Annotated in this window: 14 protein-coding genes and 1 pseudogene; 2 read left to right on the top strand and 13 right to left on the bottom strand. The window is 60.2% G+C overall.

Translation table 11 applies throughout. The features are described from left to right. Positions 1–32: 32 nt before the first annotated feature. Together PSEBG33_RS07580 and fnr are read right to left on the bottom strand one after the other, a co-directional pair. Entirely contained in the window at positions 33–581 is a 549-nt protein-coding gene (locus tag PSEBG33_RS07580; protein ID WP_005790291.1) for an adenine phosphoribosyltransferase, read from the bottom strand. Positions 582–659: 78 nt separating this feature from the next. Next, positions 660–1,394 (bottom strand): fumarate/nitrate reduction transcriptional regulator Fnr, encoded by a 735-nt coding sequence (gene fnr / locus PSEBG33_RS07585; protein ID WP_005790290.1) that lies wholly within the window; start codon positions 1,392–1,394, stop codon positions 660–662. 154 nt (positions 1,395–1,548) lie between these two features. On the opposite strand from fnr, the gene PSEBG33_RS07590 reads away from it, so the two are divergent. Continuing rightward, positions 1,549–2,010, top strand: a complete 462-nt coding sequence (locus tag PSEBG33_RS07590; RefSeq protein ID WP_005790288.1) for a hypothetical protein — start codon at positions 1,549–1,551, stop codon at positions 2,008–2,010. A 6-nt stretch (positions 2,011–2,016) separates the two neighbouring features. Here PSEBG33_RS07590 and hemN read toward each other — a convergent pair whose 3' ends face one another. From hemN to ccoG, 6 genes are all read right to left on the bottom strand, one after another. Beyond that, the gene (hemN, locus tag PSEBG33_RS07595) at positions 2,017–3,399 is read right to left on the bottom strand and encodes an oxygen-independent coproporphyrinogen III oxidase (RefSeq protein ID WP_005790287.1); all 1,383 of its coding nucleotides are present in this window, start codon (positions 3,397–3,399) and stop codon (positions 2,017–2,019) included. Positions 3,400–3,502: 103 nt separating this feature from the next. After that, positions 3,503–4,186 carry a sulfite exporter TauE/SafE family protein gene (locus PSEBG33_RS07600; RefSeq protein WP_005790285.1) on the bottom strand — a complete coding sequence of 228 codons (684 nt, stop codon included), beginning with the start codon at positions 4,184–4,186 and terminating at the stop codon, positions 3,503–3,505. After that, positions 4,179–4,391 carry a cbb3-type cytochrome oxidase assembly protein CcoS gene (gene ccoS / locus PSEBG33_RS07605; RefSeq protein WP_005790284.1) on the bottom strand — a complete coding sequence of 71 codons (213 nt, stop codon included), beginning with the start codon at positions 4,389–4,391 and terminating at the stop codon, positions 4,179–4,181. Before ccoS ends, PSEBG33_RS07600 begins: the two co-directional genes overlap by 8 nt. A 22-nt stretch (positions 4,392–4,413) precedes the next feature. After that, positions 4,414–6,864 carry a heavy metal translocating P-type ATPase gene (locus PSEBG33_RS07610; RefSeq protein WP_005790283.1) on the bottom strand — a complete coding sequence of 817 codons (2,451 nt, stop codon included), beginning with the start codon at positions 6,862–6,864 and terminating at the stop codon, positions 4,414–4,416. 8 nt (positions 6,865–6,872) lie between these two features. Continuing rightward, positions 6,873–7,412 carry a FixH family protein gene (locus PSEBG33_RS07615; RefSeq protein ID WP_005790281.1) on the bottom strand — a complete coding sequence of 180 codons (540 nt, stop codon included), beginning with the start codon at positions 7,410–7,412 and terminating at the stop codon, positions 6,873–6,875. Between the two features lie 15 nt (positions 7,413–7,427). Beyond that, on the bottom strand, positions 7,428–8,843 hold the full coding sequence (gene ccoG / locus PSEBG33_RS07620) for a cytochrome c oxidase accessory protein CcoG (RefSeq protein WP_005790280.1): 1,416 nt from the start codon (positions 8,841–8,843) through the stop codon (positions 7,428–7,430). 568 nt (positions 8,844–9,411) lie between these two features. Here ccoG and PSEBG33_RS27645 point away from each other — a divergent pair. Further along, positions 9,412–9,909: a hypothetical protein gene (locus PSEBG33_RS27645; protein ID WP_005790277.1), complete on the top strand. Its 498-nt coding sequence runs from the start codon at positions 9,412–9,414 to the stop codon at positions 9,907–9,909. A gap of 95 nt (positions 9,910–10,004) precedes the next feature. On the opposite strand, the pseudogene PSEBG33_RS29790 reads toward PSEBG33_RS27645, so the two are convergent. The 5 genes and pseudogenes from PSEBG33_RS29790 to ccoN all read right to left on the bottom strand — a co-directional run. After that, positions 10,005–10,117 (bottom strand): annotated as a pseudogene (locus PSEBG33_RS29790) (VapC toxin family PIN domain ribonuclease); the annotation flags it as partial. Positions 10,118–10,182: 65 nt separating this feature from the next. Further along, positions 10,183–11,160, bottom strand: coding sequence for a cytochrome-c oxidase, cbb3-type subunit III (gene ccoP, locus PSEBG33_RS07625; RefSeq protein ID WP_005790276.1), 978 nt, complete (start codon positions 11,158–11,160; stop codon positions 10,183–10,185). Beyond that, positions 11,157–11,342 (bottom strand): CcoQ/FixQ family Cbb3-type cytochrome c oxidase assembly chaperone, encoded by a 186-nt coding sequence (locus tag PSEBG33_RS07630; protein WP_005790274.1) that lies wholly within the window; start codon positions 11,340–11,342, stop codon positions 11,157–11,159. The genes ccoP and PSEBG33_RS07630 overlap by 4 nt, the downstream gene beginning before the upstream one ends. Positions 11,343–11,347: 5 nt before the next feature. Next, positions 11,348–11,956 (bottom strand): cytochrome-c oxidase, cbb3-type subunit II, encoded by a 609-nt coding sequence (gene ccoO, locus PSEBG33_RS07635; RefSeq protein WP_003193167.1) that lies wholly within the window; start codon positions 11,954–11,956, stop codon positions 11,348–11,350. Beyond that, positions 11,956–13,398 carry a cytochrome-c oxidase, cbb3-type subunit I gene (gene ccoN, locus PSEBG33_RS07640; RefSeq protein ID WP_005790273.1) on the bottom strand — a complete coding sequence of 481 codons (1,443 nt, stop codon included), beginning with the start codon at positions 13,396–13,398 and terminating at the stop codon, positions 11,956–11,958. The genes ccoO and ccoN overlap by 1 nt, the downstream gene beginning before the upstream one ends. Between the last annotated feature and the right edge of the window lie 31 nt (positions 13,399–13,429).

The following is a 13,429-nucleotide window of genomic DNA, read 5'->3' as shown; positions in this document are numbered from 1 at the left end:
CTTGCCCGCGATGACGGCAGTACTGAAGACCCTTACCTTTCGGTCAGCCCAAACTGCGTCAGGCAAAACGTGGGAATCCCCATGTCTTCCAACCGCTGCGAACCACCCAGTTCCGGTAAATCAATAATCGCCGCCGCTTCAAAGATCTGCGCGCCCATGCGCCGTACCAGGTTGGCCGCAGCAATCAGGGTGCCACCCGTGGCGATCAGGTCATCGAATATCAGCACCGAATCACCTTCGCAGAGGCTGTCGGCGTGTACTTCCAGGAAGGCTTCGCCGTACTCGGTCTGGTAACCCTCGGCCAGCACATCCGCCGGCAGCTTGCCTTGCTTGCGAAACAGGATCAGCGGCTTGTTGAGCTGGTAGGCGATGATCGAACCTATCAGGAAACCGCGGGCATCCATCGCACCGATATGCGTGAAATCGGCTTCGACATAGCGCTGGGCAAAGCTGTCGGCTACCAGGCGCAGGGCGCGGGGTGATTGGAACAGCGGGGTGATGTCACGAAAGATAACCCCAGGCTTGGGGAAGTCGATGACAGGGCGAATCAGGGATTTGATGTCGAACGAATCGAAGGTCATCGTCGCAGAGTCCTGGGCGGAAAACGGACTCGAAGTATACCTGCGGCCTTGCCGATTGGCGCGGCCGCAGTGTCTGGATCAGACCTCCAGTGAGCCACCGGCCAATGCGCACAGCTGGATCGGGTCGAGGATATGCACTTCCTTGCCCTCGGCAGCAATCAACTGGTTCTGCTGGAAGCGGGTAAACACGCGGGACACAGTCTCAACCGCCAGGCCCAGGTAATTGCCGATTTCATTGCGCGACATGCTCAGGCGGAACTGGTTGGCCGAGAAGCCACGGGCACGGAAGCGCGCCGACAGGTTGACCAGGAACGTTGCGATGCGCTCGTCGGCGGTTTTCTTCGACAGCAGCAGCATCATTTGTTGATCGTCACGAATCTCGCGGCTCATCACGCGCATCAACTGGCGGCGCAGTTGTGGCAATTGCAGGGCCAATTCGTCCAGGCGCTCGAAAGGAATTTCGCACACCGACGTTGTCTCCAGGGCCTGGGCCGACACCGGGTGAATCTCGGTGTCCATTCCCGACAGCCCGACCAACTCGCTGGGCAGGTGGAAGCCGGTGATTTGTTCTTCGCCGCCGTCGCTGAGGCTGAACGTCTTCAATGCGCCCGAACGTACTGCATAGACGGAATCAAACTTGTCGCCCTGGCGAAACAAAAACTCGCCTTTTTTCAGTGGGCGGCCGCGTTTGACGATGTCGTCCAGCGCATCCATGTCTTCCAGATTCAACGAAAGTGGCAGGCAGAGGGGAGCCAGGCTGCAATCCTTGCAATGGGCCTGGCTGTGAGCGCGCAGTTTAACTGGCTCGGACATTTCTTAAATCCTTGTGGGAAAACACACATAAGACGTAAGGGTAACGCACTGGGGGGTATGGAGGCCAGCGTGTACAAAAACCTGCCGGTATATAAAGATCTGGCTAAAACCGCCGATAGTACTGCCATCGACTACAAACACGGTGGCTCAAACCATGTTAGCCCTCAGTACCCAACTCGCTTCGCGTACTCAGATCCAGGCACAACCCGAAACCAAGAAAGCTGCCGATTCCGATGTCGCCGCGATTCCGACGGCGGATGAAGCCAAGCCTGCCGTTTCGGTGACCATTTCCGGCGCCGCGATGAAAGCTGCCGCGGCGGAAAAAACCTCAAACAGTGACATCGACGAAAGCGGCCTGGCGGACAACGTCAAGAATCTGCTCAAGATGATTCGTGAGATCAAAAAGCAGATTGCCGAGAAACAGGCTGAGATGGCAGCGGTAATGGCCGACAGAAGTCTCAGCCCTGAACAGGCCCGTGCCCGGCTTTCCGGGCTGCAATCGGCCTTGGGTGCGCTGCAAGCCAGCTTGACCAGCGCCCAGGCGTCTCTCACCAAGGCGATGAAAGACATGAGCGCGGGTGATGCAGCCAAGGCCGCGACCCTGGCCATGAAGTAAGAACGTCTAGATGACCCGCGAAAATCGTTGCCTGTTCTGGTGCTCCAGATAGGCATCGAACACCATGCACACTGAACGCACCAGCAAGCGCCCGGCCGGCAGCACACGAATGCCCTGGGCGTCCAACTCGATCAGGCCGTCGGTGGCCATCGTCTCCAACTGCGACCATAAATCGGCAAAGTAGCCACGAAAGTCGATGTTGTACGCCTGTTCGATCGTCTCGAAGCCCAGGCTGAAATTGCAGATCAACTGCTGGATCACTTCCCGTCGCAGGCGATCGTCGGTGGTGCAGACCAAACCACGGCTGGTCGCCAGTTGTGCGCCCGCCAAGGCGTTCTGGTATTGGGTGAGGTCGCTGCTGTTCTGGCAATACAAGTCGCCAATCTGGCTGATCGCTGAAACGCCCAACCCAATCAGATCGCAATGCCCGTGGGTGGTATAGCCCTGGAAGTTGCGCTGCAGCTTGCCTTCCTCCTGGGCGATGGCCAGTTCGTCGTCCGGCAGGGCAAAGTGATCCATGCCGATATAGCGGTAGCCGGCCTGGGTCAGTTGTTCAATGGTGGTTTGCAGCATCAGCAGTTTTTCGGCCGGCGAGGGCAGCTCGTCGGTGTTGATCCGCCGTTGGGGCATGAAACGTTCCGGCAGATGGGCGTAGTTGAATACGGACAAGCGGTCCGGCTGCAAGCGGATGACTTCTTCCACAGTACGCGCGAAGTTCAGCGGTGATTGCTTGGGCAAGCCGTAGATCAAATCGATATTGATCGAGCGAAATTGCAGGGTACGCGCCGCATCGATCACTGCGCGGGTCTCTTCCAGGCTTTGCAGGCGATTGACCGCTCGTTGCACCTCGGGGTCAAGGTCTTGCAGGCCGATGCTTACGCGGTTGAAACCCAGCTCGCGCAGCAGGCCCATGGTGGCCCAGTCGGCTTCGCGAGGGTCGATTTCAATGCCATAGTCGCCCGAATCATCATCGAGCAAATTGAAATGCTGGCGCAGGCAATTCATCACCTGGCGCAGTTCATCGTGGCTGAGAAAAGTCGGTGTGCCGCCGCCAAAGTGCAATTGCTCCACTGGCTGCTTCGGATCGAGGTGGCAGGCCACCAGCTGGATTTCCTGCTGCAGGCGTTGCAAGTAGGCCTGGGCGCGACCACGGTCCTTGGTGACCACCTTGTTGCAGGCGCAGTAGTAGCAAATGTTGGCGCAGAACGGTACGTGCACATACACCGATAACGGCCGTACCGCCTTGCGGCTTTCGCGCAGGGCATGGAGCAGGTCGAAGGTGCCGACCTGGCTGTCCAACTGGACGGCGGTAGGGTAGGACGTGTAGCGCGGCCCCGCCAAGTCGTAGCGGTGAATCAGATCTGTGTCCCAACGAATGGCGTCGAGCATGCGGGCGGTCCCCCGGATTGGCTAGTGGGCCGAGTCTAGGGGCAGGGCTGGCAAGGCATGTTGATTTGCATCAACGGGGAGCGGCGCTATGCCACAGGGGCTTTCAATGACCCATGAGCCAGTGCTGATGCGGGCCCGGCAAGGTCCAGATACCGAAGATGATCACCAACAGGCCGCCGGCCATGCGCACGCTGCGTTTACGCAAGAGCGCGGTGACACGCTCCGCCGCCAGCCCGGTGGCCAGCAGCACCGGCCAGGTGCCGAGGCCGAATGCGAGCATCAGCAACGCGCTGTCCAGCGCATTGCCCTGGCTCGCGGCCCACAGCAGGGTGCTGTAGACCAACCCGCACGGCAACCAGCCCCACAGCGCGCCCAGCATCAAGGCGCGCGGCAGGCTCGACACCGGCAGCAAACGGTTGGCCAGCGGCTGGATATGCCGCCACAGGCCGCGTCCGAGGCTTTCGATGCGGGTCAGGCCGCTCCACCAACCGGCCAGGTACAGGCCCATGCAAATCAGCAGTAACCCGGCGAGCACGCGCATGAACATCGCCGCCGGGCTGTTGGCCACCGCCCAGCCGGCCAGGCCGATCAGCAGCCCTGCCGTGGCATAGCTGAGGATGCGCCCCAGGTTGTACGCCAGCAGCAGGCGAAAGCGGCGGCTGCGTTGCTCCTTGGGGATCGCCAGGGTCAGCGCGCCCATCAACCCGCCGCACATGCCCAGGCAATGGCCGCCGCCGAGCAGGCCCAGAATCAATGCCGAAACCAGCAGGGGCGCCAGCTCAAGCATGAGGTGGGTCCTTGGGCGGTTGTTCGGGGCCGTTGGCTTCGTCAATGGCGGCCAGGTGGTTAGGGTCCTGGTCGTCAAACAGCACGCTGTGGGCCGGGCCATCGAGATCTTCGTACTGGCCGCTGTCCACGGCCCAGAAGAAGATATAGATGGCCACACCCACTAACAGCAGCGCCGCTGGAATCATTACGTATAAGGCTGGCATCTGCACTCCATGCCCACGCGGCTCAGGCCGGCAGCGGGCGGGTTACTGGGGCGGTACCTTTAGCGTGTGCGCTCGGCAGGCGAGTCAGGCGCAATGCGTTAAGTACCACGGTCAACGAACTGAGGGACATACCGATGGCTGCCCAGATTGGTGTGATCCAGCCCAGGGCCGCAAACGGCAGCATAAGGCCATTGTACAGCCCGGCCCACAGCAGGTTTTCAATGATCACTCGACGGGTGCGCCGCGCCAGGCTGAAGGCTTGCACCAGTGCCTCCAGGCGGTTGGACAACAGCACCGCGTCGGCGCTGGTTTTCGCCAGATCAGTGGCCGAGCCCATGGCCACGCTGATATCGGCGGCGGCCAGCACCGGCACATCATTGACGCCATCGCCCAGCATCAGCACCTTGTGGCCTTGCCTATGCAGGTTTTGCAGCACCTGCAACTTGTCATCAGGGCGCAGGCCGCCGTGGGCTTCGTCGATGCCCAGCTCAAGGGCCACACTGGCGACCATCGGTGAGCTGTCGCCCGAGAGCAGCAGCGTACGCCAGCCGCGTGCCTTGCACGCTGCGAGCAGGGCAGGGGCGTCGCTGCGCAGGCGGTCGTCGAGTACGAACCAGGCGAGGGCGCCGCTGTTGTCACCCAACAGCAGCCATTGCCCGGCGTCGTCCGGTGAGGCGGGAATCGCGCAGCCACTGAGTTCGCAGACAAAACCCGGTTGGCCGATACGCAACAGGCGGTCCCCCACCCGACCCTCCAGGCCCAGGCCAGGGGTGCTCAACACTTCATCAGCGGCCAGTGGCGCACGCCCAAAGGCACGAGCAATCGGGTGTTCCGAGCGGTTCTCCAGGGCGGCGGCGAGGCCCAGGCACTGGTCGCTGTCCAGCGCGCCCAGGGGCCGGATTGTGCGCAACACCAGGCGCCCTTCGGTGAGGGTGCCGGTCTTGTCGAAAATTACTGTGTCGATCTGGTTCAGGCCTTCAAGCACATGGCCACGGGTCAGTAGCAACCCCAGGGTGTGCAAGGTGCCGGTGGCAGCGGTCAGGGCGGTTGGGGTGGCCAGGGACAGTGCACACGGGCACGTCGCCACCAGCATCGCCAACACAATCCAGAATGCGCGTGACGGGTCCAGTTCCCACCACAGCAGGCCGATCAGCACGGCGGCGATCAGCGAGCACAGCAGGAACCACTGCGCGGCACGGTCGGCGATTTGCGCCAGGCGTGGTTTCTCGGCCTGGGCGCGCTCCAGCAGGCGCACAATGGCGGACAGGCGCGTCTCGTGGCCCAGGGCGCGCACCTCGACGGTCAGTGCGCCCTCGACATTCAGCGTGCCAGCCGTAACGCTGTCGCCGACCCGCCGCGGTTGTGGCAGGTACTCGCCGGTCAGCAGGGATTCATCGATGCTGGATTGGCCGTCGAGGATCACGCCATCCGCCGGCAGCACCGCGCCGGGATGCACCAGTACACGATCACCCAATGCCAGTTCACTGAGCAGGATGCGTTCGCTCTGGCCATCGTCTTTGAGGCGCAAGCAGGAGGCGGGCAACAGGTTGACCAATTGAGCGGTGGCTGCGGCGGTGCGCTCCCGGGCACGGCGCTCAAGGTAACGCCCGGCCAGCAGGAACAGCGCAAACATGCCCACGGCATCGAAATACAATTCGCCCACGCCGGTGATCGCGGTCCAGATCCCCGCCAGGTACGCACCGCCAATTGCCAGGGATACCGATACGTCCATGGTCAGGTGTCGCGTGCGTATGTCACGCAGCGCCCCTTTGAAGAACGGCGCGCAGCTGTAGAACACGATGGGTGTGGTGAGAAACATCGCAACCCAGCGCAGGATCACGTGCAACTCCGGGCTCAGGTCGATATTGAATTCCGGCCAGGTCGCCATGGTTGCCATCATCGCCTGGAACCACAGCAAGCCGGCAACCCCCAGTTGACGCAGGGCCAGGCGGTTTTCGCCGGCCAATTGTTCGGCGGCGCGGTCGGCCTGGTAGGGATGGGCGGCGTAACCGATATGGCGCAGCTCGCTGAGCAGTTGGCTCAATGGCAATTGCCCATCGGCCCAGCGCACATGCAGGCGATGGTTGGACAGGTTCAGCCGCGCCTCGGCCACCGCGGGCAGGCTGCGCAGGTGTTTCTCGATCAACCAGCCGCAGGCGGCGCAGCTGATGCCTTCCATCAACAGGGTGGTTTCGGCCAAGTCGCCTTGATGGCGCACAAAGGGTTTTTGCACATCGGCGCGGTCGTACAGCGCCAGCTCATCCACCAGTTGCACCGGGAGCGCCTCGGGGTTGGCCGAGGCTTCGCTGCGGTGCTGGTAATAGCTTTCCAGCCCACCGGCCACAATCGCTTCAGCCACGGCCTGGCAGCCGGGGCAGCAGAGTTCGCGGCGTTCGCCGAGGATCCGGGCGGTGAACCGGCTGCCGGGCGGGACGGGCAGGGCGCAGTGGTAGCAGGGGATTGGGCTGGTCATGGGCGCTGCTATTTTTTCAGGTCTTCGGCACCCTGCAATGGTTCGTCACCCAACAGCAAGTCTTTGTCGTGGCTGACCTCTTCTTCCTCGAACATCCTCCAGGTGTTGCTGCCTTCCACGCCAAGCAGTTCCACGAAACGCCGGCCTTCGACCTTGTCGGTGACCTGGCCGATGTAGCGGCCCTGCTCGCTATCACTGCGGGCCAGGACGATCTTGCGATCCTTCTCCGGCTGGGTCGGGGAAATCAGGTTCAGTTCCAGGGTTGCAGGGCCGCTGTTGCCGGTCAGGTGCAACTCGACTTCGCCGGTCAGTTCATCCAGGTGCAACCTGGCACGCAGTTGCAGGGTCTGGGCCAGGCGTTCACGGTCCAGGGAGCGGTTGATGCCTTTGCCGGCCTCGTAGTAATTGTCGTTGACCAGGTTGTCCGGGTTGTTGACCGCGATGGTCACCATGGACAGGGTCAGCGTCACCGAGCAGGCCAGGATCGCGATGATGATCCAGGGCCAGAGGTGCTTGTACCAAGGGCTTGCAGCAGTGGTTGCGGGCATTCTTGTATTCCCTGTTTAACGAACTTGTGGGCCGATGAATCGGCTCTTGGCTTCAATATGAACGCTGGTGTCATCGGCATCTTTGAGGATGAAAGTCACCTCGTTGGTGCTCGACGGCAGTTGCTCCGGCGCACTCGACAACTCCACCGGCATACTGACGATATCGCCGGCGGCCACCTTGATTTCGCGTCGCCCCTGCAACTTGAGGTCCGGCAGGCCGGCGGCGTCGAGCACGTAGGTGTGGTCGTGCTGGTCCTTGTTCATGATCTTCAGGCTGTAGACGTTTTCGATGCGCCCTTCGGCGTTTTCCCGGTACAGCACGCGGTCCTTGCTGACATCGAAACCCACCAGCGAGCGCATGAAGAATGCGCCGACCAGCAAGCCGATCATCGCCAGCAGCACCAGCGCGTAGCCGATCAGCCGTGGGCGCAACTTGTGGGTCTTCTGCCCGGACAGGTTGTGCTCGGTGGTGTAGCTGATCAGGCCGCGTGGGTAGTCCATCTTGTCCATGATGTTATCGCAGGCATCGATACAGGCGGCGCAGCCGATGCACTCGATTTGCAGGCCGTCGCGGATATCGATGCCGGTCGGGCACACCTGCACGCACATGGTGCAATCGATGCAGTCGCCCAGGCCCTGGGCCTTGTAGTCGACGCCCTTTTTACGCGGGCCGCGCACTTCGCCACGGCGCGGGTCATAGGAAACGATCAGGGTGTCTTTGTCGAACATTACGCTCTGGAAGCGCGCGTAAGGGCACATATAGATACACACCTGCTCGCGCAGCCAGCCGGCGTTGCCGTAGGTGGCGAGGGTGAAGAAGCCGACCCAGAAATACGACCAGCCGTCGGCCTGGCCGGTGAAGAAATCGAACACCAGCTCGCGGATCGGCGAAAAGTAGCCGACGAAGGTCATGCCGGTGGCGAAACCGATCAACAGCCACAGCGTGTGTTTGCTGAACTTGCGCAGGAACTTGTTGGCGCCCATGGGCGCCTTGTCCAGCTTGATGCGCTGGTTGCGGTCGCCTTCGGTGACCTTCTCGCACCACATGAAAATCCACGTCCACACGCTTTGCGGGCAGGTATAGCCGCACCACACCCGTCCGGCGTACACGGTGATAAAGAACAGGCCAAAGGCCGCAACAATGAGAATGCCCGAGAGCAGGATGAAATCCTGGGGCCAGAAGGTGGCGCCAAAAATGAAGAACTTACGCTCCGGCAGGTTCCACCACACCGCCTGGTGGCCGCCCCAGTTCAGCCACACGGTGCCGAAGTAAAGCAGGAACAGGCCGGCGCCACCGAGCATGCGCAAATTGCGGAACAGGCCGGTGAAGGCACGGGTATAGATTTTCTCTCGCGAGGCGTAGAGGTCGACGCTGTTGCTCGCGTTTTTGGCAGGCGGGGTAACGTCATGTACCGGTATCTGGTTGCTCATCATTGCATCCCACGGCGGTGGAGATTTGCCTCGGCCAGTACGTGCCAGCCAGGGTCAAATGGGGGGTGTTGCAGTGGCCTAATGATACGCCCCCGATGTTGTGCAAAGGGTGCGACCTTTGGTCGCGTTGGGAGAAATCAAATGATGGTGTACGTGACCTGGATCAATTGACTTGTGAAGTATGGACGGTTTTGGTTGGTGTGCCGGTCATTCGTCCCTCGGGTCAATCAGTGGCGCGCCGCTGGGCCAGAAGTCGCTGATGTGGCGTGAGCAGGGTGAGTCACGGAAAAGCGCAGATCAAGTTTGGCAATATTTTTATATTGCCGTGTCAGGCTGGCTCGGCTGTTTTATAGCCATGGCATAAATTGTAAATATATAGGCAAGCATCAAGTGCGATTGGTTGCTTACTATTTGCTCCGCTTGAAGTTTCCACTGATGGCCAGTCGCCAAGCATGTATACATGCATTTACATGTTTTTGCTCTGCGGATTGAACTGTTTGGTAAGTGGTATTCACTAATGGGTGTGTGGTTTGTTTTTTCTGGTCTTATCTGCTTTTTGAGGTGTTAGATGATAAGTGATAATGTTTTTACTGCTCCAAGTTCCGGGGTTTTTAATCTGCGCTCTATCTTGGGGCTGCCAACTTCAGATCATGCTGTACCCGCGAGCGCGATGACGTTGCGTAGTTTTGCCGTTCAACCATCCTTTGCTGGCAATCGAGTGCCTGATGACTCGAAGGTGATAGAGGGCGAGGTGGTGGAACGACTGCTGCAAAACTTCAACGTGTTTGAAGATCCAGGCTCTCCAGGACGCATTACGGTTGGGAGTTTGGTTGAAGTGCTTTGCGGGTTTAAGCCTGAGGTGTCGGAAAGGAACGTCGAGTTGGTTAAGATGATTTTTCTAATGCCCGGACTTTTGAATAAGCTTTGTAGTGCCCAGGGTGTTGATAAAGTAGGTGCTCCCTCATCGGATGGCAGTATTGATAAGTTTGATTTGGAACGGCTGGATAATTTTCATGCGCCGTTGCGTAATCGCCGACGGGAGTTTAATAAGATGGTTATGTATTAATCTCAGCGAGCAGAGCGAATGATCTGTTGCAGTTGGTGGACGTTGTCTCGATCAATTGACTTGTGAAGTACGGACGGTTTTTGTTCGCAAGACGGTCATTCGTCCCATGGATTGATCAGCGCAACGCCGCTGGACTTGAAATCGCTGACGTTGCGTGTGACCACGGTAAGCCATGAACCAGAGCGGTTGCGGCAATCGACGAGTCACTCGGAAGCCAGAAACAAAAAAGCCCCGCCAGTTTTCGCTGGGCGGGGCTTTTTTGTGTGCGAGGATTTATTGCTCTTCTGCCTTCTTATCCCCATGGGACAGGCTGTACACATACGCCGCCAGCAAGTGCACTTTGTCATTGCCTTGCAGCAACTCCTGCGCAGGCATCTGGCCTTGACGGCCGTAACGAATGGTCTGCTGCAGTTGCGCGAAGCTTGAACCGTAGATGAATGCGCCCGGGTGCGTCAGGTCGGGGGCGCCCATGGCTGGCGTGCCTTTACCGGCCGGGCCGTGGCACGCCACGCAGTTGGCGGCGAAAAGTTTCTCGCCGTTGGCAACGTCGGCCTTGGCGCCTTCGGGCAGTTTGCGGCCATCGAGGTTGGTCACCACAAAGCCTGCTACGTCAGCCACGCCTTGCTCGCCGATGACTTCGGCCCAGCCTGGCATTACTGCGTGGCGGCCTTGCATGATGGTTTGCTTGATGGTCTCTGGCTCGCCGCCCCAGCGCCAGTCAGCGTCGGTCAGGTTAGGGAAACCGTAGGCGCCTTTGGCGTCGGAGCCGTGGCACACCGAGCAGTTGGAGGCAAACAGGCGGCCTCCCATCTTCAGGGCTTGCGGGTCCTTGGCCACCTCTTCAATGGGCATCGATGCGAATTTGGCGAAGATCGGCCCGAACTTGGCTTCCGATCTGGCCATTTCCTTTTCCCATTCGTGCACGCCGGTCCAGCCGGTCTGGCCGTTGGCAAAGGCGGTTTGCTTGTCGTTGTCCAGGTAGTTATAGCCCGGCAGCAGGCCCTTCCAGTTACCCAGGCCGGGGTAGAGCACCAGGTAGCCGAGGGCGAAGACGATGGTGCCGACAAACAGCATGAACCACCATTTGGGCAGTGGGTTGTCGTACTCCTCGATGCCATCGAACGAGTGGCCGACGGTCTCGTCCGTCTGCTCGGTGCGCTGGCCCTTGCGGGTCGACAGCAGCAGCCAGGTCAGGGCGAAGATGGTACCCAGACTGAGGACTGTGACGTACAGACTCCAGAACGTAGTCATTCTTTGTTACTCCTAGAAGCTTGCTCGACGTGCTTGATGGCTTCGGGATCATCTGCAAAGGGCAGCATGGTCGCGTCGTCAAACTCCGACTTGCGCCGCGGGCTGAACACCCACAGCGCCAGGCCGACAAAGGCCACCATCACCACAACGGTGCCCAGGCCACGAATCATCCCGATATCCATGTAGGTCACCGTTTGCTTTTGATGATGGTGCCAAGGCCTTGCAGGTAGGCCACCAATGCGTCCATTTCGGTCTTGCCCTTCACAGCGGCCGCTGCACCGGCGATGTCTTCGTCGGTGTAGGGCACGCCCAGGGTGCGCAAGACTTCCATCTTCTTCGCGGTGTCCTTGCCGTCGAGCTTGTTTTCCACGAGGAACGGGTACGCCGGCATTTTCGACTCCGGCACCACGTTGCGCGGGTTGTACAAGTGCGCACGCTGCCAGTCATCGGAGTAACGCCCGCCCACACGGGCCAGGTCCGGGCCGGTGCGCTTGGAGCCCCACAGGAACGGGTGGTCCCACACGCTTTCACCGGCGACCGAGTAGTGGCCGTAGCGTTCGGTTTCGGCGCGGAACGGGCGAATCATCTGCGAATGACAGCCCACGCAACCGTTGGCGATGTAGACGTCACGGCCCTCCAGTTCAAGGGCGGTGCGCGGCTTCATGCCTTCGACCGGCTTGTTGGTCACGTCCTGGAAAAACAGCGGGACGATCTGGGTCAGGCCGCCGATACTCACGGCAATGACCATGAAGAAGGCCAGCAGGCCGATATTCTTCTCGACTACTTCATGCTTCATCAGTGGGCTCCCACAACGGCGATCTTGGCGGCGGCTTCGGCTTCTACAGGGTCAGAGGCACGCACGGTGCGCCAGACGTTGTAGGCCATCAGCAGCATGCCGCTGGCAAAGAACGCTCCGCCCAGGGCTCGCACGATAAAGCCCGGGTGGCTGGCTTGCAGCGCTTCGACGAAGGAGTAGGTGAGGGTGCCGTCATCATTGATCGCACGCCACATCAGGCCCTGGGTGATGCCGTTGACCCACATCGAAGCGATGTAGAGCACGGTGCCGATGGTCGCCAGCCAGAAGTGCGCATTGATCAGCCCGACGCTGTGCATCTGAGCGCGGCCGAACAGTTTGGGGATCATGTGGTACAGCGCGCCGATGGAGATCATCGCTACCCAGCCCAGTGCGCCGGCATGTACGTGGCCGATGGTCCAGTCGGTGTAGTGGGACAGCGAGTTGACGGTCTTGATCGCCATCATCGGCCCTTCAAAGGTCGACATGCCGTAGAACGCCAGCGACACCACCAGAAAGCGCAGGATCGGGTCGGTGCGCAGCTTATGCCAGGCGCCCGACAGGGTCATCATGCCGTTGATCATGCCGCCCCAGCTTGGTGCCAGCAGGATGATCGACATCGCCATGCCCAGGGACTGTGCCCAATCCGGCAAGGCGGTGTAGTGCAGGTGGTGGGGGCCGGCCCAGATGTACAGGGTGATCAGCGCCCAGAAGTGCACGATGGACAGGCGATAGGAGTAGATCGGGCGCTCGGCCTGCTTGGGCACGAAGTAATACATCATTCCCAGGAAGCCGGTGGTGAGGAAGAACCCGACGGCGTTGTGGCCGTACCACCATTGGATCATCGCATCCGTCGCGCCCGAGTAGGCCGAATAGGACTTGAACAGGCTGACCGGCAACGAGGCGTGGTTGACGATGTGCAGCATCGCCGTGACCAGGATAAACGCACCGTAGAACCAGTTACCCACATAGATGTGCTTGGTCTTGCGCTTGACGATGGTGCCAAAGAACACCACTGCGTAGGTCACCCAGACGATGGCGAGCAGAATCGCGATCGGCCATTCCAGCTCGGCGTATTCCTTGGTGGTGGTGTAGCCCAGCGGCAGGCTGATGATGGCGCCGACGATAACCGCCTGCCAACCCCAGAAAGTGAACGCGGCCAGGCCATCGGAGATCAATCGCGTCTGGCAGGTGCGTTGCACCACGTAGTAGGAGGTGGCAAACAGTGCACAGCCACCGAAGGCGAAGATCACCAGGTTGGTGTGCAGCGGGCGCAAACGACCGAAGGTCGTCCAGGGCAGGTCGAAATTCAATTGCGGCCAGACCAGTTGCGAGGCGATGAACACCCCGAGCCCCATGCCAAGGATCCCCCAGACCACCGTCATGATGGCGAACTGGCGGACTACCTTATAGTTATAAGCAGTCGGACTGATTGCTGTGCTCATTCTAAGGTTCCACGGTTTAGGTTTTTTATAG

The organism is Pseudomonas synxantha BG33R (genome assembly GCF_000263715.2).
Classification (GTDB): domain Bacteria; phylum Pseudomonadota; class Gammaproteobacteria; order Pseudomonadales; family Pseudomonadaceae; genus Aquipseudomonas; species Aquipseudomonas synxantha_A.
The sequence above is the reverse complement of the archived record's forward strand: the minus strand, read 5'-3'. Positions and strand labels throughout refer to the sequence as shown.

Excerpts from the sequence above, each read along its gene's own strand:
- PSEBG33_RS07600 (WP_005790285.1), bottom strand. The coding sequence starts at position 4,186 with ATGCTTGAGCTGGCGCCCCTGCTGGTTTCGGCATTGATTCTGGGCCTG.
- PSEBG33_RS07615 (WP_005790281.1), bottom strand. The coding sequence starts at position 7,412 with ATGCCCGCAACCACTGCTGCAAGCCCTTGGTACAAGCACCTCTGGCCC.
- PSEBG33_RS07610 (WP_005790283.1), bottom strand. The coding sequence starts at position 6,864 with ATGACCAGCCCAATCCCCTGCTACCACTGCGCCCTGCCCGTCCCGCCC.
- fnr (WP_005790290.1), bottom strand. The coding sequence starts at position 1,394 with ATGTCCGAGCCAGTTAAACTGCGCGCTCACAGCCAGGCCCATTGCAAG.
- PSEBG33_RS07630 (WP_005790274.1), bottom strand. The coding sequence starts at position 11,342 with ATGGATATCGGGATGATTCGTGGCCTGGGCACCGTTGTGGTGATGGTG.
- PSEBG33_RS07580 (WP_005790291.1), bottom strand. The coding sequence starts at position 581 with ATGACCTTCGATTCGTTCGACATCAAATCCCTGATTCGCCCTGTCATC.
- PSEBG33_RS07590 (WP_005790288.1), top strand. The coding sequence starts at position 1,549 with ATGTTAGCCCTCAGTACCCAACTCGCTTCGCGTACTCAGATCCAGGCA.
- ccoG (WP_005790280.1), bottom strand. The coding sequence starts at position 8,843 with ATGAGCAACCAGATACCGGTACATGACGTTACCCCGCCTGCCAAAAAC.
- PSEBG33_RS27645 (WP_005790277.1), top strand. The coding sequence starts at position 9,412 with ATGATAAGTGATAATGTTTTTACTGCTCCAAGTTCCGGGGTTTTTAAT.
- ccoO (WP_003193167.1), bottom strand. The coding sequence starts at position 11,956 with ATGAAGCATGAAGTAGTCGAGAAGAATATCGGCCTGCTGGCCTTCTTC.
- hemN (WP_005790287.1), bottom strand. The coding sequence starts at position 3,399 with ATGCTCGACGCCATTCGTTGGGACACAGATCTGATTCACCGCTACGAC.
- ccoP (WP_005790276.1), bottom strand. The coding sequence starts at position 11,160 with ATGACTACGTTCTGGAGTCTGTACGTCACAGTCCTCAGTCTGGGTACC.
- ccoS (WP_005790284.1), bottom strand. The coding sequence starts at position 4,391 with ATGCCAGCCTTATACGTAATGATTCCAGCGGCGCTGCTGTTAGTGGGT.
- ccoN (WP_005790273.1), bottom strand. The coding sequence starts at position 13,398 with ATGAGCACAGCAATCAGTCCGACTGCTTATAACTATAAGGTAGTCCGC.